Raw genomic sequence first — 18,887 nt, forward strand, 5'->3', positions numbered from 1 at the left:
GCCAGGCATTCCAGGAGCGTAGAAAACTACGTGACCGGAATGCCTAAGGAAACCAACGAACCTGCAAACTGAAAGATGAAGGGTAAACGGAGACGAATTATGGCTTATCAAACTCAAGATATTATCCGCCGTTCCGCCACTAACGGTTTCACTCCCGCGCCTCAGGCGCGGGATCACCAGGAAGAAGTGGCCAAGCTCATCGACGTCACCACCTGTATCGGCTGTAAAGCCTGTCAGGTGGCCTGTTCGGAGTGGAACGATATCCGCGATGAAATCGGCAGCAACGTTGGGGTGTACGACAACCCCGCCGATTTGACCGCCAAGTCCTGGACGGTGATGCGCTTCTCGGAAGTGGAGCAAGACGACAAACTGGAGTGGCTGATCCGCAAGGATGGCTGCATGCACTGTGCCGATCCGGGCTGCCTGAAGGCGTGTCCGGCGGAAGGAGCAATCATTCAGTATGCCAACGGCATTGTCGACTTCCAGTCCGAGCAGTGTATTGGCTGCGGCTACTGCATTGCAGGCTGTCCGTTCGACGTGCCGCGCCTCAACCCGGAAGACAATCGCGTCTATAAATGTACGCTGTGCGTTGACCGTGTGGTGGTAGGACAAGAACCAGCCTGCGTGAAAACCTGCCCAACCGGCGCGATTCATTTCGGCACCAAAGAGTCGATGAAAACGCTGGCAGGCGAGCGCGTGGCAGAGCTGAAAACCCGTGGTTACGATAACGCCGGACTGTACGATCCGATAGGCGTTGGCGGTACGCACGTCATGTATGTATTGCATCATGCCGACAAGCCGAATCTGTATCATGGCCTGCCGGAAAACCCGGAAATTAGCGCCACCGTGAAGTTCTGGAAAGGCATCTGGAAACCCCTCGCAGCGGTCGGCTTTGCAGCGACATTTGCGGCCAGCATCTTCCACTACGTCGGCGTAGGTCCGAACCGTGCGGAAGAGGAAGAAGACAATCTGCATGAAGAAAAAGACGAGGTGCGCAAATGAAACGACGTGACACCATCGTGCGCTATACAGCGCCGGAACGCATCAACCACTGGGTCACCGCCTTCTGCTTCATGTTGGCGGCGATAAGCGGGCTGGGCTTTTTCTTCCCATCCTTCAACTGGCTGATGCAAATCATGGGCACCCCGCAGCTGGCGCGAATTCTGCACCCGTTTGTCGGCGTGATTATGTTTGCCTCGTTTATCATCATGTTTTTCCGTTACTGGCACCACAATCTAATCAATCGGGATGATATCTTTTGGGCGAAGAATATTCGTAAGATCGTCGTCAACGAGGAAGTAGGTGACACGGGACGTTATAACTTCGGCCAGAAATGCGTATTCTGGGCGGCGATTATCTTCCTGGTCCTGTTGCTGGTGAGCGGAGTGATCATCTGGCGCCCGTATTTTGCGCCTGCTTTCTCAATCCCGGTGATCCGATTCGCGTTAATGCTGCATTCATTTGCCGCAGTAGCGTTAATTGTGGTTATCATGGTGCACATTTACGCCGCCCTTTGGGTGAAAGGCACCATTACCGCGATGGTGGAAGGATGGGTAACCAGTTCATGGGCGAAGAAACATCACCCACGCTGGTACCGTGAAGTCCGCCAGAAACAGGAAAAGTCATCTGAATGAGTATTCGCATAATCCCGCAAGATGAGCTGGGTTCGAGCGAGAAACGCACGGCGGATATGATTCCGCCGTTATTGTTCCCCAGACTCAAAAATTTGTATAACCGCCGCGCTGAGCGTCTGCGCGAGCTGGCCGAAAACAACCCACTGGGTGATTACCTGCGCTTTGCTGCGCTAATCGCTCATGCGCAGGAAGTGGTGCTGTACGACCATCCGCTGCAAATGGACCTGACCGCGCGCATCAAAGAAGCAAACGATCAGGGCAAGCCGCCGCTGGATATCCACGTTCTGCCACGCGATAAGCACTGGCAAAAACTGCTGCAATCGTTAATTGCTGAGCTGAAGCCAGAAATGAGCGGCCCTGCATTAGCGGTGATCGAAAATCTGGAAAAGGCCTCAGAGCAAGAGCTGGAACTGATGGCCAGCGCGCTGTTTGCTTCTGATTTTGCGTCCGTCAGCAGTGATAAAGCGCCGTTCATCTGGGCCGCGTTGTCGCTCTACTGGGCACAAATGGCAAGCCTGATCCCCGGTAAAGCCCGTGCGGAATACGGTGAACAACGCCAGTTCTGCCCAGTGTGCGGTTCAATGCCGGTCTCCAGCATGGTGCAAATTGGTACCACTCAGGGGCTGCGCTATCTGCACTGCAACCTGTGTGAAACCGAGTGGCACGTGGTGCGCGTGAAGTGCAGCAACTGCGAGCAAAGCCGTGATTTAAACTACTGGTCACTGGATAACGAGCAGTCTGCGATTAAAGCTGAAAGCTGCGGCGACTGTGGGACTTACCTGAAGATTCTGTATCAGGAAAAAGATCCAAACGTCGAAGCCGTTGCCGACGACCTCGCCTCACTGATGCTGGACGCACACATGGAGCAAGAGGGCTTTGCCCGCAGCTCCATCAACCCGTTCCTGTTCCCGGGTGAAGGGGAGTAAGTCTACGCCACGTCGGGCAGCGTTTGCTGCCCGTCTTACACTTGATATGGCGTGATTACCCCAGGGATTCCTGACGATACTTTTTTGCGCCTACCATTACCTCCATCCACGTGATAAGGCTAATGGCATTCCGCGGCGGCCATGTTTCTATCGCATACTTTGCTTCAGTCCGTCCGCTAAACAGATCGATGAGGATATTGGTATCAAAAAGCGCTGACCCGTTAACCATTACCATTCCTCACGGAGCTTGCGTTGGTACTCAACACCATATTCCTCACAACCTTGCCATAGACCAAGAGCGCCAGAAATAGTGGTCTCAGCGTTATTTTGCCTTTCCAGATACTGCTCAACCGCTTCCCGTAGTAATTCAGCACGAGGAAGGTTGCGCTACACCTTGAGATCGTTAAGCCGTTGAATCACCTCATCAGACAAATCGAGTAAAATTCTGCCCATACCTATCCCTATCAGCATGCTCATATATACCTCCGGCATATCATTGGCGATTAATTTTCAAACAACATACATCTACCAAAAACGGGAAAAAGCCAATACAGCAACGATTTTTACTTTTGCGAGCCACTTTCCAGAATCTCACCGCCATCAAAAACCGCCATATTCATTTTCTAAAAACCAGGTTATAACACTGTGTATTCATACAGACTAAAGGACTGGAAATGGCACTGGAAAAGGAATTGCAGACCTCGTGGCTGAGTTTATTGCGGCTGGTCGTCCCTCTTCTCGCAAGCAGAATATTGATGACCGGAGGGCGGGTTACATCGCCAGTACAGCGCTCGCTGGTGAGAAAGAGATACGGGTCGCATCAGAAGATATTGTGCTCGAAGGGATGACATTTCGCGTCATTTCACCGCTCAGTGCAACACGTTCACTACCCTGTGTTATTTATTACCATGGCGGCTGCTTTGTCAGTGGCGGGTTTGCCACACACGATAATCAGCTAAGGCAACTCGCTTTCTACAGCGGCTGTCGGGTAATTGCCGTGCAGTATCGCCTTGCGCCAGAGCATGCATTCCCGGCAGCACACGACGATGCAGAAAGCGGGGCCAATATCATCTGGAAATATGCCGAGGAACTGGGTGTAGACCGCAACAGAGTGACCTTTGCTGGCGACAGCGCGGGTGGGCACCTGGCACTGGTTACTGCGCTACGCCAGAAAGCGGCACGTCAGTGGCAACCTGCGCAGCTCATACTGATTTACCCCATGCTCGACGCAACCGCCAGCTTTGCCAGCTACATCAGCAATGGACAAGATTACATTATCACTCGCGACACGCTGCTATCCGGTTACGAGATGTATTTGCCACATACCGACCCGCAGCACCCGGAAGCCAGCCCGCTGTGGCGGGACGACCTTACTGGTTTACCGCCAGTCCATATTATTACCGCTGAATTTGACCCGCTGCGTGATGAGGGTGAAGCGTTATATCAACGGCTGCAGGAGCAACGCGTGGATTGCTCCTGCCAGCGTTATCTTGGCGTTATTCACGGATTTTTCCAGCTCGGAGGCGTGAGCAAGGCGGCACGCAATGCAATGCGTGACGTGGCCTGGCGTGTTGCAACACGCGAATAAAACGCGAACGGGATAGAATGAAAAGTAGGGATTTGCCCCCTACTCTTCTTCGTTCCCACCTTCTTCGTAGGCACCAAACGGCTTTGCGGGTAGCACAATGTAGGTGCCTTCAAACACCACGCCCGCCGTGTCATCGCCAAAGACCTCTACCTGCATCTGGACACGCGCCTTACGGCCTCTCGCCAGACGGTCAAGATCGCCACTCAGCGAACCCAGATCGGCAATAGCCGTCGGTTTCCCGGTGATCGGTCTGCTGTAGCGGATATGCGCATCGGCGAGGATAATCGTTCCGCCCAAATGGCGCTCGCGCAGCATTAGCCAGATCAGCCCCCAACCGGTTAACGTGGCCAGTGAAAACAGGCTCCCGGCGAACAGGGTATGGTGCGGGTTTTGATTGCCGGTTTCGGGCATCGTGGTAATGAATTTTTGCCCGGTATATTGCTGAATACGAACGCCCATTTTCTCGCTCAACGGAATATGTTCGTACCAGGCTTGCTGCAGTTGTCCACACCAGTCGCCGCGATGAAGAATATCATCCAACGTGGCAATGGGCTTGATCATCAAAAAGTGACGTACCGGCGTGGTTTGCGGCGTGGTGATTTCTCCCTGGCTCACAAAACCCAGTTTGGCGAAAAATTCGACCGCATCTTCACGGGCGCTACAGGTTACGCGCTTTACCCCTTCCTGACGCGCCACGGATTCCAGGGTCATCGCCATCAGCGTCCCCAGGCCCTTCTCCTGCACGGATGGGTCAACGGCCATAAAGCGTATAGAAGCTTCGTTATCCGCATTGATATACAAACGCCCAACCGCAACCAGATTACCCTCTTCATCCACCACCATCTGATGGTGCGCCATCGCATCCCAGGCATCTCGCTCGGAGCCTTTTGGCTGGTGCAGCGGTTTACGCAGCATCTCCCAGCGGAACTGGTAATAACGCGCCAATTCTTCTTCTGTTTGCGGTACTCGAAGGTGATACATAGTTGTATTCTCTCTTGTTACCCGCGACCACGCCGGAAGTTGGTTCATACCTGTAACCAGAACGTCACGGGGCCATCATTAACCAGCGAAACCTGCATATCCGCAGCGAATCGTCCGGTTTGCGTATTCATCTCCTGTTGGCGACAGCGCTCAACAAAGTATTCATATAATGCTTCTGCACGTTCGGGCGCCGCGCCCTTTGAGAAACCCGGACGCATACCACGCTCAGTATCTGCCGCCAGCGTAAACTGTGAGACCACCAGCACGCTGCCACCCGCCTGCTGTACGTTCAGGTTCATCTTACCTTCGGCATCGCTAAAAATTCGATAACCGAGCACGCGCTCGCACAGGCGGTTCGCTTTCTGTTCGTCATCATCCCTTTCGACACCTAATAAGACTAAAAGTCCTGGGCCAATTTCACCCGTCACCTCATCCTCCACGGTGACGCTGGCACGGGTTACGCGCTGAATCAATGCAATCATATTTATTCTGCTTCTTCTTGTTCTGCGGCTTGTTTGAGTTTGCGGTATTCACCGAGAGTGACAGTTATTTCCGCGCCTAGCAAGACGATACACCACGTCCAGTATACCCAGACGAATAAAATGGGGATCACCGCCAGCACGCCGTAAATCAACTGATAAGACGGAAACATCGTGATATAGAGCGCAAATCCTTTCTTCCCGGCTTCGAACAACACAGCAGCGACAAAAGCGCCAATCACCGCATCGCGATTAGGTACACGCGTGGTGGGCACAATGCTGTAAAGCAGCCAGAACGAGAGCCAGGAGAGCACCAGCGGTAGCACCCTCAGGACGTTATCGATAACAGTATTGAGTTCACTGGCCCAGCGCAGGGACAAAAGATAAGAGCTGATCGCCAGGCTGGCACCCGCCAGCAGCGGGCCCAGCGTTAAAATCATCCAGTAGACAGCAAAAGAGTAAACTTTGGGTCGTGTGCGTTTGCTTCGCCAAATGGTATTCAACGCGCTATCGATGGCATACATCAGCAACAGCGCAGTCACAATCAGCCCACACGCGCCGACGGCCGTCATTTTGTTCGAGTTAGCAACAAACTGTTCGATATAGCGCTGAATTACGTCGCCAGTAGCCGGAATAAAATTAGCGAAAATAAAATGCCGCAGCTGGATACTAACGTCAGAAAACATAGGGAATGCGGCGAAAAGAGCAAAAACGACGGCAATAAGCGGCACTAGCGAGAGCAACGAGACGTAAGCCAGGTTGCCCGCCAACGTCGTCATGTTGTCCTCATCAATGCGTTGCCATAATAACTTCAACCAGGCCCGTACAGGACGCGTATGATGCCTGGCTTTTTGGTGCACGTTTTTTAGCATAACACCGTCGCGAAATAGTCAGGTATGGTCGTTTTATCAACAACCAGGATGCTGGTGATCCCTAACTGGTTAGCCCCTTCAATATTATCGGCGTTGTCATCAAAAAAGACCGTATCTGCGGCAGAAAAACCTTCGGACTGCAGGACATGCTGGTAAATCCGCGCTTCCGGTTTACGCATGCCGAGTTCCTGAGAAAGATAGATATGGTCCGCAGCCTGGCGAACTTCTGGATACTCATCCGGCCAAAATGTCGTATGCAGGCGGTTGGTATTCGACAGCACCACGACACGATGCCCCTGCTCGCGCAATTTATGCATGATGTCGATGACGTCGGGGCGTAGCGCAACAAAAACGGCCTGCCAGCCATGGGAAAATTGTTCGTAACTCAACGGCAGCGCCATGTCGTGGCACAGCGCCTCGGCAAACGCCTCATCAGTTATTTCACCCCGCTCATGCTGGCGAAAAGCCTCCCCCATGGTGAAACTTTGCTTTAGCGAAGCCAGCGGTACGCGGCTCAGATCGCTCCATGTGCCTAACACGCGATTGAAGTCGATATCAACAATCACATTACCCAAATCAAAGATATAGAGCATGTCCTTCTCCTTACTCGCCATGGATGAATAACTGTAGCGGGAAAGGAGAAGTTTGACTATGCGTGCGTGATGGCTTTGACGTTTCCGAGCCATCACGAGAGGGGATCACATTGCCAGAGCGTCATCCTGGGAAGGACTCACCTGCACAATTTCCACCTGCTGCGACTGGAGCAGATTGTGTAATGCCGGACCGGGATACTCATCAGTAAACAACGCCGTCACCTGAGACACGTTACCGATCTCTACCGCTGCGGAAGCCGTATATTTTGTATGGTCCGCAGCCAACAGAATGTGCCGCGAATGGGCCATCATCATTTTCACTACGCTGGCTTCGTTGACATCAAATTCCAGCATCGCGCCATCATTTTCTATCGCCCCGACGCTGGTCACCAGATAATCAGCCCGAAAATCAGCGACAAACGCCGTTGCGGAAGGGCCGATAATCCCGCTGTTGTGTGGACGCAGCGTCCCACCAGGCACCATCACCTCGAAACGCGGATTGTTGTAAAGAATATGCGCTACACGCAGGCTGTTGGTGATGATGCGCAAATGATTATGGTTTAACAGCGCCCGCGCCACCTGCTCGACGGTGGTACCGATGGTAATAAACACCGTTGAACCATCTGGAATATAGTCAGCCACCGCTTCTGCGATGGCTTTTTTCTCTTCTGTCCAGGAGACTTCACGCTGCTCGAACGCCGTATTCACCACGCTGGAGGCTCTGCCCGCGCCGCCGTGATGACGCGTAATCAATCCCTGTTCGCTTAATTTACGAATATCACGACGTACGGTCTGCGTGGAGACATCCAGCAGGCTGGCCAGCTCGTCAATATTCATATAACCACGCTCGCTAATCAGCATTAGCAGCTGATCGTGCCGCGGGTTACCGGTCAGTTCGGTAAGACTCATGAAATTTCCTCGAAAAACCATTGCCCTGGCATTTTATACAAAAAGTGACAGAAAAGATCGGGTTTGATCACAGTCAGGGATCCCCGCGCGTCCACCCGGGCGCGTACATTTCAGCGCTGCGACTCCGCTGGCGAACCTGACGGCATCTTCCATAGCGTTACCGGAAGCCAGGCTGAACGCCAGCGCGCCGTGAAAAACATCTCCAGCACCGGTAGTATCAACCACATCCACGGCGAATCCAGGCTGATGCTGTAACACATTATTTTTTATCCAGTCACAGCCTTCACTTCCACGCGTCACATACACATGTCCGTTTGTGAGTGTTTGTGCTTTTTTTAGTCCAGATTCAGATTCTTTTGTACCGACCAAACGTGCCAACCCCGGTTCAGAGAATGCCGCATGGTCACTTAACGCCACCAGCTCACTGATATCCTGTGGCGTTACATCGCCATCCAACACCGTCATTACGCCTGCCCGGCGCGCCAGCGTGAACGCCTGTTTTGCCCCTTGATGCCAGCGAACATCGGCCAGTACCACGTCCCACTGGGAGAAGTCTATCTCGTTGAGCCAGTCGGCATCTGGAAGTAAGTCCGGGCTGGGATAATTAACGATTATCCGCTCTCCCTGCGCATCGACCATTATTGCCGATTGTGAAGAGTTCGCTCCCGTATAGCGCCGGGTATAGCGGGTGTTTACCCCCAGGGATTCAAGCTCCGCCAGCAGGCTATTTCCGGTGTCGTCATCGCCCACACGGCCAATAAAGTCCACCTGCGCTCCCAACTTCGCCGCAGCCACTGCCGCCGTTGCCGCTGGCCCACCGCCCACTTCCGTATAGTGCTTTGCCACATATTTCCCACCTTCAGTTGGTAAACCTTCTACGTAATAGATGCGGTCCATCACGGTAATACCCACACAAGCAACACGAATCATTAGTCATTCCTCAAATGTTTTGGATGGGATCATTTTAATTTCACAAAATGTTTAAAAAGTGACGGCTGTCAATTTTTTGACCATAAATTACAAATACGATCAAAAATAGACAGAAAAGACCGATTTTGAATGACAAAAAATGACATCCACGTCTCAGGAGAACGTTATGGCAGTTATAGCATTTATCGGATTAGGTCAGATGGGTTCCCCCATGGCGGGCAACCTGCTGAAGCAGGGCCATCAGCTCAGCGTCTATGACGTTAACCCAGATGCCGTACAGCAGCTGGTTGAAAAAGGGGCTCGCTCTGCCACCAGTCCGGCTGAGGCGGCGAAAGACGCAGAGTTTGTTATCACCATGCTACCAAACGGCGATCTGGTGCGCAGCGTACTGTTCAGCGAGAAGGGTATCTGCGAAAGCCTCTCCCCGCAGGCGTTAGTGATTGATATGTCGACTATTCATCCGCTGCAAACCGACAAGCTGATTGCCGATATGCGAGCCAGGGGCTTGTGCATGATGGATTGCCCGGTCGGACGCACTTCCGATCATGCAGTCGCGGGCACGCTACTGCTGCTGGCGGGTGGCACGGCAGAACAGGTCGAACGCGCCACACCGCTACTGATGGCGATGGGCAGCGAACTGATTAACGCAGGCGGGCCGGGCATGGGTATTCGCGTGAAGCTTATCAATAACTACATGAGTATTGCGCTGAATGCCCTGTCTGCCGAAGCCGCCGTGTTGTGCGAGGCGCTCGGTCTCTCCTTCGATGTGGCCTTGAAAGTGATGAGCGGAACCCCCGCCGGAAAAGGCCACTTCACCACCTCCTGGCCCAACAAAGTGCTGAAAGGCGATCTTTCCCCAGCCTTCATGATCGATCTGGCCCACAAAGATCTTGGCATCGCGCTGGATGTTGCCAATCAGTTGCATGTACCGATGCCGCTCGGCGCCGCCTCTCGCGAGGTTTATAACCAGGCACGTGCCGCAGGTCGTGGTCGTGAAGACTGGACCGCCATTCTTGAGCAGGTGCGTAACAGCGCCGGACTGACTGCCAAAGTAAAAATGTAACGACTGTATAAAGGAAAATTGAATGAACAACTACACCATCAAAGACATTACGCGTGCATCCGGCGGTTTTGCCATGCTGGCAGTCGATCAGCGTGAAGCCATGCGCTTAATGTTTGCCGCTGCGGGTGCGAAATCCCCGGTCAGCGACAGCGTGCTGACCGATTTCAAAGTGAATGCGGCAAAGATCCTTTCTCCTTATGCCTCAGCCATTTTAGTGGATCAGCAATTCTGTTACCGCCAGGTGGTGGAACAAAACGCGATAGCCAAAAGCTGCGCCATGATTGTTGCCGCCGATGCGTTTATTCCGGGCAACGGTATTCCTGTTGATAGCGTGGTGATTGATAAAAATATCGATCCGCAGGCTGTGAAGCAGGATGGAGCCAAAGCGTTAAAACTGCTGGTGCTGTGGCGCAGCGATGAAGATGCCCAGCAACGTCTGGATATGGTGAAAGAATTTAATGAGATGTGCCACTCCAGTGGTCTGCTGAGCATTATCGAACCGGTAGTACGTCCGCCGCGTCGCGGCGATAAGTTCGATCGCGAGCAGGCCATTATCGATGCCGCTAAAGAACTGGGTGACAGCGGTGCCGATCTCTACAAAGTCGAAATGCCGCTCTACGGCAAAGGCTCTCAGCAAGAGCTTCTCACTGCATCACAGCGCCTGAATGAAAACATCAATATGCCGTGGGTCATTCTCTCCTCTGGTGTGGATGAAAAACTGTTCCCTCGCGCAGTTAGCGTCGCCATGACCGCAGGCGCATCCGGCTTCCTGGCCGGGCGCGCGGTCTGGTCATCGGTCGTGGGGCTGCCGGATACCGAACTGATGCTGCGCGATGTTTCTGCACCGAAGTTGCAGCGTCTGGGCGATATCGTCGATGAAATGATGGCCCGCCGCCGCTAATACGAGGATGAAAGAATGAAATGGTTTAACACCTTGAGCCACAACCGCTGGCTGGAACAGGAAACCGACCGCATCTTTAATTTTGGCAAGAACGCGGCGGTACCGACCGGATTTGGCTGGCTGGGAAATAGTGGCCAGGTTAGAGCGGACATGGGAACACATCTGTGGATCACCGCCCGCATGCTGCACGTTTATTCCGTTGCCGCATCCATGGGTCGCCCTGGCGCGTATCAGCTGGTTAGTCACGGAATTAACGCCCTGAACGGCGCGCTGCGCGACAAACACTACGGCGGCTGGTACGCCTGCGTCAATGACGAAGGGGTGATGGACGCCTCCAAGCAGGGCTACCAGCATTTCTTTGTATTACTCGGGGCAGCAAGCGCCGTCACTACCGGTCATCCGCAGGCCCGACAGTTGCTCGATGACGCCATCGAAGTAATCGAAAAATACTTCTGGAGCGAAGATGAGCAGATGTGCCTGGAGTCCTGGGATGAAGCCTTCAGCCAGACGGAAGACTATCGCGGCGGCAATGCCAACATGCACGCAGTTGAAGCCTTCCTGATTGTTTACGACGTTACCCACGACCGTAAATGGCTGGATCGGGCATTGCGCATCGCCTCGGTGATTATTCACGACGTAGCCCGCAGCGGAGAGTATCGCGTCAACGAGCACTTCGATTCACAGTGGAACCCGATTCGCGATTACAACAAAGACAACCCCGCGCATCGCTTCCGCGCCTACGGCGGTACGCCGGGCCACTGGATTGAGTGGGGCAGATTGATGCTGCATCTGCACGCTGCGCTGGAAGCCCGCTTCGAAACGCCTCCCACCTGGCTGCTGGAGGATGCTAAAGGTCTGTTCCACGCCACCATCCGCGATGCCTGGGCTCCCGACGGTGCTGACGGGTTTGTTTACTCAGTGGGCTGGGACGGCAAACCGATCGTCCGCGAAAGAGTGCGCTGGCCGATAGTCGAAGCCATGGGCACCGCCTACGCCCTGTATACCCTCACCGGCGATACCCAGTACGAAACCTGGTACCAGACGTGGTGGGATTACTGCATCACCTATCTGATGGATTACGAGACCGGTTCATGGTGGCAGGAGCTGGACACCGATAACAAGGTGACCACCAAGGTCTGGGACGGCAAGCAGGATATTTACCACCTGCTGCACTGTCTGGTGATCCCTCGTCTGCCACTGTCTCCGGGACTTGCTCCGGCGGTTGCTGCCGGTCTTCTGGATATCAACGCAAAATAGGTCACAAGGATAGCAGCCATGCACAGCGGCGGAATAACCATTCATCTTCAGGCGGGTCACTACCAGGCAAAAATCGTCACGGTTGGCGCAGGGCTGGCAGAACTGACGCACCACGGACGCCATATTGTCGTTCCACATAAGCCGGAAGAGATGCCGCTGGCGCATCTGGGGAAAATGTTAATCCCCTGGCCCAATCGCGTAGCGAATGGCTGCTATCAGCATAACGGCAAGGCACTTCAGCTTGCCGTCAACGACCTTATTTCGCAGAGCGCGATTCATGGACTGTTAGCCTGGCGGGATTGGCAGATTAATCAGCAGTCAGCATCCGAGGTATCACTAACGATTTTTCTGCCGCCCTCATATGGCTACCCGTTTGCGCTGGTATCAGAGGTAATTTACCGGCTGGATCCCACCGACGGGCTGCACGTTTATATTTGTACGCAGAACGTGGGCGAGGACACGGCGCCTTATGGTGCAGGGGCACACCCCTATTTGACCTGCAATCTGCAACACATCGACAGCTGTGAATTAACACTGCCGGCGAGCGAAGAAACGCATGATGAACGGAATTTCGCTACGCCGCATTTACTCGCGCAAACCGTAATTGATCATACGTTTAGGACCCTGTCACCCGACGCGGGATGGGAAGTCAGAATGACCAGCCGTTCGCAAAACATGTCCACCTATTTACGCAGCGATCAGCCCTGGCTGCAGGTGTATACCGGCGAGAAATTAGCAAGGCGTGGCCTGGCTGTAGAGCCCATGACCTGCCCCCCCGACGCCTTTAACTCCGGGATTAGCCTGATTCATCTCGTGCCCGGAGAAAAACATCAGATGCATTTTTTAATCGGCAGCGAATAACAGATTGCCGACAAATTACCGAATTACCCTATATCTACGGAGACGAAAATGAATTCGTTACAACAACGGTCAAGCGCATTAGAACTCACAACCCTACGGGATGGCTTTGCGCTAACGTATCACCAGCGTCTGATTCTGCGCCATACCTCGCAAACCCCTTGCCTGTGGATTGGCACTGGCGTCGCGGATATTGATATGTTTCGCGGCAACTTCAGTGTTAAAGACAAACTGAACGAGAAAATTGCCCTCACGAGTGCCACGGTCAGTGAGTCATCTGACGGCTGGCGGATAGATTTCAGCCGCGGTAATACCATCAACGCCACGCTACATATCTCCACCGATGAGCAGGGCCGTCTAAAGCTGGATCTGCAAAACGACGATCTCAGCCACAACCGCATTTGGTTACGTCTGGCCGCCAGAGCGGATGATCATATCTACGGCTGCGGCGAACAGTTCTCTTATTTTGATTTACGCGGCAAGCCGTTCCCGCTGTGGACCAGCGAACAGGGCGTAGGCCGCAACAAAAATAGCTATGTTACCTGGCAGGCGGACTGCAAAGAGAACGCAGGTGGCGACTATTACTGGACCTTCTTCCCGCAACCGACCTTTGTCAGCACGCAAAAGTACTACTGCCACGTTGATAACAGCTGCTATATGAATTTCGACTTTAGCGCACCGGAGTATCACGAGCTGGCGCTGTGGGAAGACCAAACCACCCTGCGCTTTGAGTGCGCAGACACGTATATCTCCCTGCTGGAAAAACTGACCGCACTGTTAGGCCGCCAGCCGGAGCTGCCGGACTGGATTTACGACGGCGTCACGCTCGGTATTCAGGGCGGCACCGAGGTTTGCCAGAACAAACTGGACACCATGCGTAACGCGGGTGTGAAGGTTAACGGTATCTGGGCGCAGGACTGGTCCGGGATCCGTATGACTTCGTTTGGCAAACGCGTGATGTGGAACTGGAAGTGGAACAGCGACAACTACCCACAATTGGACAGCCGCATTCAGCAGTGGAAAGAAGAAGGCGTACAGTTCCTCTCGTACATCAACCCGTACGTTGCCAGCGATAAAGACCTCTGCGCGGAAGCGGCGGCTCGCGGCTATCTGGCAAAAGATGCCGCTGGCGGTGACTATCTGGTTGAGTTCGGCGAGTTTTACGGCGGCGTGGTCGATCTGACCAACCCGGAAGCCTACGACTGGTTCAAAGAAGTCATCAAAAAGAACATGATCGAGCTGGGCTGCGGCGGCTGGATGGCGGATTTTGGCGAATATCTGCCGACCGATACGTATCTGCACAACGGCGTCAGCGCCGAGATCATGCATAACGCCTGGCCTGCACTGTGGGCGAAGTGTAACTACGACGCGTTACAGGAAACCGGCAAGCTCGGGGAGATCCTGTTCTTTATGCGTGCGGGTTACACCGGCAGCCAGAAGTACTCCACCATGATGTGGGCTGGCGACCAAAACGTTGACTGGAGTCTCGACGATGGTCTGGCTTCGGTCGTACCTGCCGCACTGTCGCTGGCAATGACCGGCCACGGCTTGCACCACAGCGATATCGGCGGTTACACCACCCTGTTTGAAATGAAGCGCACGAAAGAGCTGCTGCTGCGCTGGTGCGACTTCAGCGCCTTTACACCAATGATGCGCACCCACGAAGGCAACCGCCCTGGCGATAACTGGCAGTTTGATGGTGATGCAGAAACCATCGCCCATTTTGCCCGCATGACCACCGTGTTCACCACCCTGAAACCGTATCTCAAGCAGGCCGTCGCGCAAAACAGCGCCACCGGACTGCCGGTGATGCGCCCACTGTTCCTGCATTATGAAGACGATGCCACCACCTACACCCTGAAATACCAGTATCTGCTGGGTCAGGACCTGCTGGTAGCGCCAGTTCACGAACAGGGTAAGCGCGACTGGACGCTGTATCTGCCAGAGGACAGCTGGGTCAACGTCTGGACCGGGGAAACTTACCAGGGTGGTGAAATCACCGTCGAAGCGCCTATTGGCAAGCCTCCGGTCTTTTATCGCGCGAAGAGTGAGTGGGCATCACTGTTTGCAACTTTACGCAGCATCTAATCAGGCTCGCCCGCGCGGAAACTCGCGGGCAAATGAGGGATAATCATGAGTCAGAATACAGCCAATCCGGCAACCCTACGCTTACCTTTTAAAGAAAAACTCGCCTATGGGATGGGTGATTTAGGTTCCAATATCCTGTTGGACATTGGCACGCTCTATTTACTCAAGTTTTATACCGATGTCCTTGGTTTACCAGGTACTTACGGCGGTATCATTTTCCTTATCGCCAAGTTTTTTACCGCGTTTACCGATATGGGTACCGGGATTATGCTCGATTCGCGGCGTAAAATTGGTCCGAAGGGCAAATTCCGTCCGTTCGTTCTTTACGCGGCTTTCCCGGTTACGCTCCTGGCTATCGCCAACTTCGTCGGTACGCCGTTTGAAATCACCGGCAAAACAGTGATGGCAACGGTACTGTTTATGCTGTACGGACTGTTCTTCAGCATGATGAACTGCTCTTACGGTGCGATGGTGCCCGCGATAACGAAAAACCCGGACGAACGCGCTTCGCTTGCTGCCTGGCGTCAGGGCGGAGCCACGCTCGGCCTGCTACTGTGCACCGTCGGCTTTGTTCCAGTGATGAACTTGATCGAAGGCAACTCGCAGCTGGGTTATATCTTTGCCGCCACGCTATTCTCCCTGTTCGGCCTGCTGTTTATGTGGTTGTGCTATGCCGGAGTGAAAGAGCGTTACGTCGAAGTGAAACCCGTAGATACAACACAAAAGCCGGGATTACTGCAATCCTTTCGCGCCATCGCCGGCAACCGCCCGCTGTTTATTCTGTGCATTGCCAACCTTTGCACGCTTGGTGCGTTTAACGTCAAGCTGGCGATTCAGGTCTATTACACCCAGTACGTTCTGAACGACCCGATCCTGCTCTCCTGGATGGGCTTTTTCAGCATGGGTTGTATCTTCATCGGCGTGTTTTTGATGCCGGGGATGGTCAGACGCTTTGGTAAGAAGAAGGTCTATATCGGCGGTCTGCTGATTTGGGTGGCGGGCGATCTGCTCAACTACTTCTTTGGCGGCGGGTCGGTGAGCTTTGTCGCCTTCTCCTGTCTGGCCTTCTTTGGTTCGGCGTTTGTAAATAGCCTGAACTGGGCGCTGGTCTCTGACACGGTGGAATACGGCGAATGGCGTACCGGCGTACGCTCTGAAGGTACGGTGTACACCGGATTCACCTTCTTCCGTAAAGTCTCGCAGGCGCTGGCGGGATTCTTCCCCGGCTGGATGCTGACCCAAATTGGCTACGTCCCCAACGTGGTGCAGTCAGCGGGTACCGTCGAGGGTTTACGCCAGCTGATATTTATTTATCCGTGTGCCCTGGCAGTCATCACCATCGTGGCAATGGGCTGCTTCTACAACCTTAACGAGAAGATGTATGTCCGTATCGTTGAAGAGATAGAAGCGCGTAAACAACCCGTTTGATAATAATAATGAATAGCGCCCTACGGGGCGTTATTAAGGAGCGATTATGTCTGACCATGATCCGCTAACGTTAAAACTGAGTCTGCGTGAAAAATTCTCCTACGGAGTAGGTGACTTCGGCTCAAATTTGATGCTGTGTATCGGCACGCTGTATCTGCTTAAATTTTATACCGATGAACTGGGGATGCCTGCCTGGTACGGCGGGATCATCTTTTTGGTGGCAAAGTTCTTTACCGCCTTCACCGATATGTTGACTGGCGTGTTACTGGACTCACGGCGTAATATTGGCGCAAAAGGAAAATTCAGGCCCTTTATCTTATATGCGTCGTTTCCTGTCGCACTGGTTGCCAGCGCGCAGTTTTTAGCTACTGATTTTACACTGACGGTAAAAACGGGGCTGGCGACGGTGCTGTTTATGTTGTTTGGCCTGTTCTATAGCCTGATGAACTGCTCTTACGGCGCGATGGTTCCCGCCATCACCAAAAACCCGCATGAGCGCGCCCAGCTTGCCGCCTGGCGTCAGGGCGGCGCCACGGTCGGCTTGCTGCTGTGTACCGTAGGTTTTATGCCCATTCAGGCGCTTTTTACTAGCACACCTTCGCTTGGCTATCTGATTGCCGCGCTGATCTTCTCCGTTTGCGGTTTATTCAGTATGTGGTGGTGCTTTAGCGGGGTGAAAGAGCGCTATATCGAAATCGTGCCTGCTCATCATAAGCCCAGTATTCTCAAATCGTTCCGCGCGATTTTCCACAATCCGCCCCTGTTGGTACTGTGTATCGCCAACTTGTGTACGCTGGCGGCGTTTAACATCAAGCTGGCGATTCAGGTCTATTACACCCAGTACGTACTCAACGATATCCACCTGCTGTCATGGATGGGTTTTTTCAGTATGGGATGCATTCTGGTTGGCGTACTGCTGGTGCCTACAACCGTGAAGCGTTTCGGTAAAAAGCAGGTTTATCTCGGCGGTCTGGCATTGTGGGCCATAGGCGATGTGCTGAATTTTTTCTGGGGAAGCACTTCGCTGTCGTTTGTGCTGTTTTCCTGCATGACCTTCTTCGGCACCGCTTTTGTTAACAGCCTGAACTGGGCGCTGGTCCCGGATACCGTTGACTATGGTGAATGGAAAACCGGGATTCGTGCCGAGGGGTCGGTCTATACCGGTTATACCTTTTCACGAAAAATTTCTGCTGCACTGGCGGGTTTCTTGCCGGGTATTATGCTGACGCAAATCGGCTATGTCCCCAACATAGTCCAGAGTGAGGCCACCTTGCTCGGTCTACGCCAGCTAATTTTTCTCTGGCCATGTGGACTTGCCATCATCGCAGCCTTCACCATGGGTTTATTTTATAAACTCAATGAAACCCGCTTTGCTTATATTATCGAGGAAATCAGTCAACGGAAGAAAAACAATTTTAAACCTAATACTGAGAGTCATAAAAAGAACACCTCTGCTGTAAACGTATAAAAATAATTGCCGCTTATTCCATCTCCATGGATGGCGGCCCCCCTACGCTTATAAAATGGATTTATTATGAAAAAGTTGAATACAATAATTCTCTTATCCTCTGTTGTCTCCACCTCTGTTTTTGCCGGTGCCTATGTTGAAAACCGCGAGGCGTATAATCTGGCATCCGATCAAATGGAAGTCATGATGCGCGTTGGCTATAACGCTGATATGGGCGCGGGCATAATGCTCACTAACACCTATACTATGCAGAGAAAAGATGAACTAAAGCATGGCTATAACGAAATAGAAGGCTGGTATCCATTATTTAAACCTACTGATAAACTCACTATCCAACCCGGTGGACTGATAAACGATAAGAGTATCGGTTCTGGCGGGGCAGTGTATCTGGATGTGAACTACAAGTTCACGCCCTGGTTTAACCTTACGGTACGTAACAGATATAATCATAACAACTACAGCTCAACCGATCTAAATGGCGATCTGGATAACAACGATACCTATGAGATTGGCAACTATTGGAACTTCAGCATTACGGATAAGTTTTCTTATACGTTTGAGCCACACTACTTTATGCGAGTAAATGATTTTAATAGTAGTAATGGTAAAGACCATCATTGGGAAATTACCAATACCTTTAAATATCGCATCAACGAGCGCTGGCTGCCCTATCTTGAATTACGCTGGTTAGATCGTAATGTGGAACCCTACCACCGGGAACAGAATCAGATCCGTGTTGGGGCAAAGTATTTCTTCTAAGCTCCTCTGTTGATAAAAAAGCCGCTGACAGTCCAGTCAACGGCTTTTTCATCCTACCTGATATATACGCGCATCACGCTTGCGCCGCTTGCAGCATTTTCTTTCGTTCGCTAATACGCTTAACCAGCAGAACAGACGCAATCGCACCACAGA

General features: G+C 52.9%; 18 protein-coding genes and 2 pseudogenes. 12 read left to right on the top strand and 8 right to left on the bottom strand.

The window, feature by feature from the left end; genetic code table 11:
• Positions 1-99 precede the first annotated feature (99 nt).
• From fdoH to fdhE, 3 genes are read left to right on the top strand one after another with little or no spacing between them, the layout of a single operon-like run.
• On the top strand, positions 100-1,002 hold the full coding sequence (gene fdoH / locus IMQ48_RS16495) for a formate dehydrogenase O subunit beta (protein ID WP_196209886.1): 903 nt from the start codon (positions 100-102) through the stop codon (positions 1,000-1,002).
• On the top strand, positions 999-1,634 hold the full coding sequence (gene fdoI / locus IMQ48_RS16500; protein ID WP_096758858.1) for a formate dehydrogenase cytochrome b556 subunit: 636 nt from the start codon (positions 999-1,001) through the stop codon (positions 1,632-1,634). Before fdoH ends, fdoI begins: the two co-directional genes overlap by 4 nt.
• Positions 1,631-2,560, top strand: a complete 930-nt coding sequence (fdhE, locus tag IMQ48_RS16505) for a formate dehydrogenase accessory protein FdhE (protein WP_096758859.1) — start codon at positions 1,631-1,633, stop codon at positions 2,558-2,560. The genes fdoI and fdhE overlap by 4 nt, the downstream gene beginning before the upstream one ends.
• 67 nt (positions 2,561-2,627) lie before the next feature.
• Here fdhE and IMQ48_RS16510 read toward each other — a convergent pair.
• Both IMQ48_RS16510 and IMQ48_RS16515 read right to left on the bottom strand, forming a co-directional pair.
• Positions 2,628-2,789, bottom strand: a pseudogene (locus IMQ48_RS16510) (PIN domain-containing protein); the annotation flags it as partial.
• Positions 2,789-3,031: pseudogene (locus IMQ48_RS16515) on the bottom strand (CopG family transcriptional regulator). The pseudogenes IMQ48_RS16510 and IMQ48_RS16515, both read right to left, overlap by 1 nt.
• A 220-nt stretch (positions 3,032-3,251) precedes the next feature.
• On the opposite strand from IMQ48_RS16515, the gene IMQ48_RS16520 reads away from it, so the two are divergent.
• Complete coding sequence (locus tag IMQ48_RS16520) at positions 3,252-4,148, top strand: alpha/beta hydrolase (RefSeq protein ID WP_196209897.1); 897 nt, start codon at positions 3,252-3,254, stop codon at positions 4,146-4,148.
• Positions 4,149-4,187: 39 nt separating this feature from the next.
• On the opposite strand, the gene fabY is transcribed toward IMQ48_RS16520, so the two are convergent.
• The 6 genes from fabY to IMQ48_RS16550 form a co-directional block, all read right to left on the bottom strand.
• Positions 4,188-5,129 carry a fatty acid biosynthesis protein FabY gene (gene fabY, locus IMQ48_RS16525; RefSeq protein ID WP_181618151.1) on the bottom strand — a complete coding sequence of 314 codons (942 nt, stop codon included), beginning with the start codon at positions 5,127-5,129 and terminating at the stop codon, positions 4,188-4,190.
• Positions 5,130-5,173: 44 nt separating this feature from the next.
• A complete protein-coding gene (gene dtd, locus IMQ48_RS16530) occupies positions 5,174-5,611 on the bottom strand; it encodes a D-aminoacyl-tRNA deacylase (protein WP_196209887.1) in 438 nt (145 codons plus the stop codon).
• A 2-nt stretch (positions 5,612-5,613) separates the two neighbouring features.
• Positions 5,614-6,480: a virulence factor BrkB family protein gene (locus IMQ48_RS16535; protein ID WP_196209888.1), complete on the bottom strand. Its 867-nt coding sequence runs from the start codon at positions 6,478-6,480 to the stop codon at positions 5,614-5,616.
• Positions 6,474-7,073, bottom strand: a complete 600-nt coding sequence (yihX, locus tag IMQ48_RS16540; RefSeq protein WP_096758866.1) for a glucose-1-phosphatase — start codon at positions 7,071-7,073, stop codon at positions 6,474-6,476. The genes IMQ48_RS16535 and yihX overlap by 7 nt, the downstream gene beginning before the upstream one ends.
• 105 nt (positions 7,074-7,178) lie before the next feature.
• A complete protein-coding gene (locus IMQ48_RS16545; RefSeq protein WP_196209889.1) occupies positions 7,179-7,982 on the bottom strand; it encodes a DeoR/GlpR family DNA-binding transcription regulator in 804 nt (267 codons plus the stop codon).
• A gap of 33 nt (positions 7,983-8,015) precedes the next feature.
• Entirely contained in the window at positions 8,016-8,912 is an 897-nt protein-coding gene (locus IMQ48_RS16550; RefSeq protein ID WP_196209890.1) for a sugar kinase, read from the bottom strand.
• A 166-nt stretch (positions 8,913-9,078) separates the two neighbouring features.
• Between IMQ48_RS16550 and yihU the strand changes: the two genes are divergently transcribed.
• From yihU to ompL, 8 genes are all read left to right on the top strand, one after another.
• Entirely contained in the window at positions 9,079-9,975 is an 897-nt protein-coding gene (gene yihU / locus IMQ48_RS16555) for a sulfolactaldehyde 3-reductase (protein ID WP_096758869.1), read from the top strand.
• Between the two features lie 22 nt (positions 9,976-9,997).
• The gene (gene yihT / locus IMQ48_RS16560; protein ID WP_181631696.1) at positions 9,998-10,876 is read left to right on the top strand and encodes a sulfofructosephosphate aldolase; all 879 of its coding nucleotides are present in this window, start codon (positions 9,998-10,000) and stop codon (positions 10,874-10,876) included.
• Positions 10,877-10,891: 15 nt separating this feature from the next.
• A complete protein-coding gene (gene yihS / locus IMQ48_RS16565; RefSeq protein ID WP_196209891.1) occupies positions 10,892-12,133 on the top strand; it encodes a sulfoquinovose isomerase in 1,242 nt (413 codons plus the stop codon).
• An 18-nt stretch (positions 12,134-12,151) separates the two neighbouring features.
• On the top strand, positions 12,152-12,994 hold the full coding sequence (locus IMQ48_RS16570; protein WP_196209892.1) for an aldose-1-epimerase: 843 nt from the start codon (positions 12,152-12,154) through the stop codon (positions 12,992-12,994).
• A gap of 48 nt (positions 12,995-13,042) precedes the next feature.
• Positions 13,043-15,079, top strand: coding sequence for an alpha-glucosidase (locus IMQ48_RS16575; protein WP_196209893.1), 2,037 nt, complete (start codon positions 13,043-13,045; stop codon positions 15,077-15,079).
• Positions 15,080-15,124: 45 nt separating this feature from the next.
• On the top strand, positions 15,125-16,507 hold the full coding sequence (locus tag IMQ48_RS16580; protein ID WP_182270655.1) for an MFS transporter: 1,383 nt from the start codon (positions 15,125-15,127) through the stop codon (positions 16,505-16,507).
• A 46-nt stretch (positions 16,508-16,553) separates the two neighbouring features.
• Positions 16,554-17,975: an MFS transporter gene (locus tag IMQ48_RS16585; protein WP_196209894.1), complete on the top strand. Its 1,422-nt coding sequence runs from the start codon at positions 16,554-16,556 to the stop codon at positions 17,973-17,975.
• Positions 17,976-18,041: 66 nt separating this feature from the next.
• On the top strand, positions 18,042-18,734 hold the full coding sequence (gene ompL / locus IMQ48_RS16590; RefSeq protein WP_196209895.1) for a porin OmpL: 693 nt from the start codon (positions 18,042-18,044) through the stop codon (positions 18,732-18,734).
• Positions 18,735-18,887 lie beyond the last annotated feature (153 nt).

Origin of the sequence: Citrobacter sp. Res13-Sevr-PEB04-36 (assembly GCF_015672735.1) — a bacterium.
In the GTDB taxonomy this organism is placed as follows: Bacteria; Pseudomonadota; Gammaproteobacteria; order Enterobacterales; family Enterobacteriaceae; genus Citrobacter.

Coding starts and splice junctions, on each gene's coding strand:
- fdoH (WP_196209886.1), top strand. CDS start 100: ATGGCTTATCAAACTCAAGATATTATCCGCCGTTCCGCCACTAACGGT.
- fdoI (WP_096758858.1), top strand. CDS start 999: ATGAAACGACGTGACACCATCGTGCGCTATACAGCGCCGGAACGCATC.
- fdhE (WP_096758859.1), top strand. CDS start 1,631: ATGAGTATTCGCATAATCCCGCAAGATGAGCTGGGTTCGAGCGAGAAA.
- fabY (WP_181618151.1), bottom strand. CDS start 5,129: ATGTATCACCTTCGAGTACCGCAAACAGAAGAAGAATTGGCGCGTTAT.
- dtd (WP_196209887.1), bottom strand. CDS start 5,611: ATGATTGCATTGATTCAGCGCGTAACCCGTGCCAGCGTCACCGTGGAG.
- IMQ48_RS16535 (WP_196209888.1), bottom strand. CDS start 6,480: ATGCTAAAAAACGTGCACCAAAAAGCCAGGCATCATACGCGTCCTGTA.
- yihX (WP_096758866.1), bottom strand. CDS start 7,073: ATGCTCTATATCTTTGATTTGGGTAATGTGATTGTTGATATCGACTTC.
- IMQ48_RS16545 (WP_196209889.1), bottom strand. CDS start 7,982: ATGAGTCTTACCGAACTGACCGGTAACCCGCGGCACGATCAGCTGCTA.
- IMQ48_RS16550 (WP_196209890.1), bottom strand. CDS start 8,912: ATGATTCGTGTTGCTTGTGTGGGTATTACCGTGATGGACCGCATCTAT.
- yihU (WP_096758869.1), top strand. CDS start 9,079: ATGGCAGTTATAGCATTTATCGGATTAGGTCAGATGGGTTCCCCCATG.
- yihT (WP_181631696.1), top strand. CDS start 9,998: ATGAACAACTACACCATCAAAGACATTACGCGTGCATCCGGCGGTTTT.
- yihS (WP_196209891.1), top strand. CDS start 10,892: ATGAAATGGTTTAACACCTTGAGCCACAACCGCTGGCTGGAACAGGAA.
- IMQ48_RS16570 (WP_196209892.1), top strand. CDS start 12,152: ATGCACAGCGGCGGAATAACCATTCATCTTCAGGCGGGTCACTACCAG.
- IMQ48_RS16575 (WP_196209893.1), top strand. CDS start 13,043: ATGAATTCGTTACAACAACGGTCAAGCGCATTAGAACTCACAACCCTA.
- IMQ48_RS16580 (WP_182270655.1), top strand. CDS start 15,125: ATGAGTCAGAATACAGCCAATCCGGCAACCCTACGCTTACCTTTTAAA.
- IMQ48_RS16585 (WP_196209894.1), top strand. CDS start 16,554: ATGTCTGACCATGATCCGCTAACGTTAAAACTGAGTCTGCGTGAAAAA.
- ompL (WP_196209895.1), top strand. CDS start 18,042: ATGAAAAAGTTGAATACAATAATTCTCTTATCCTCTGTTGTCTCCACC.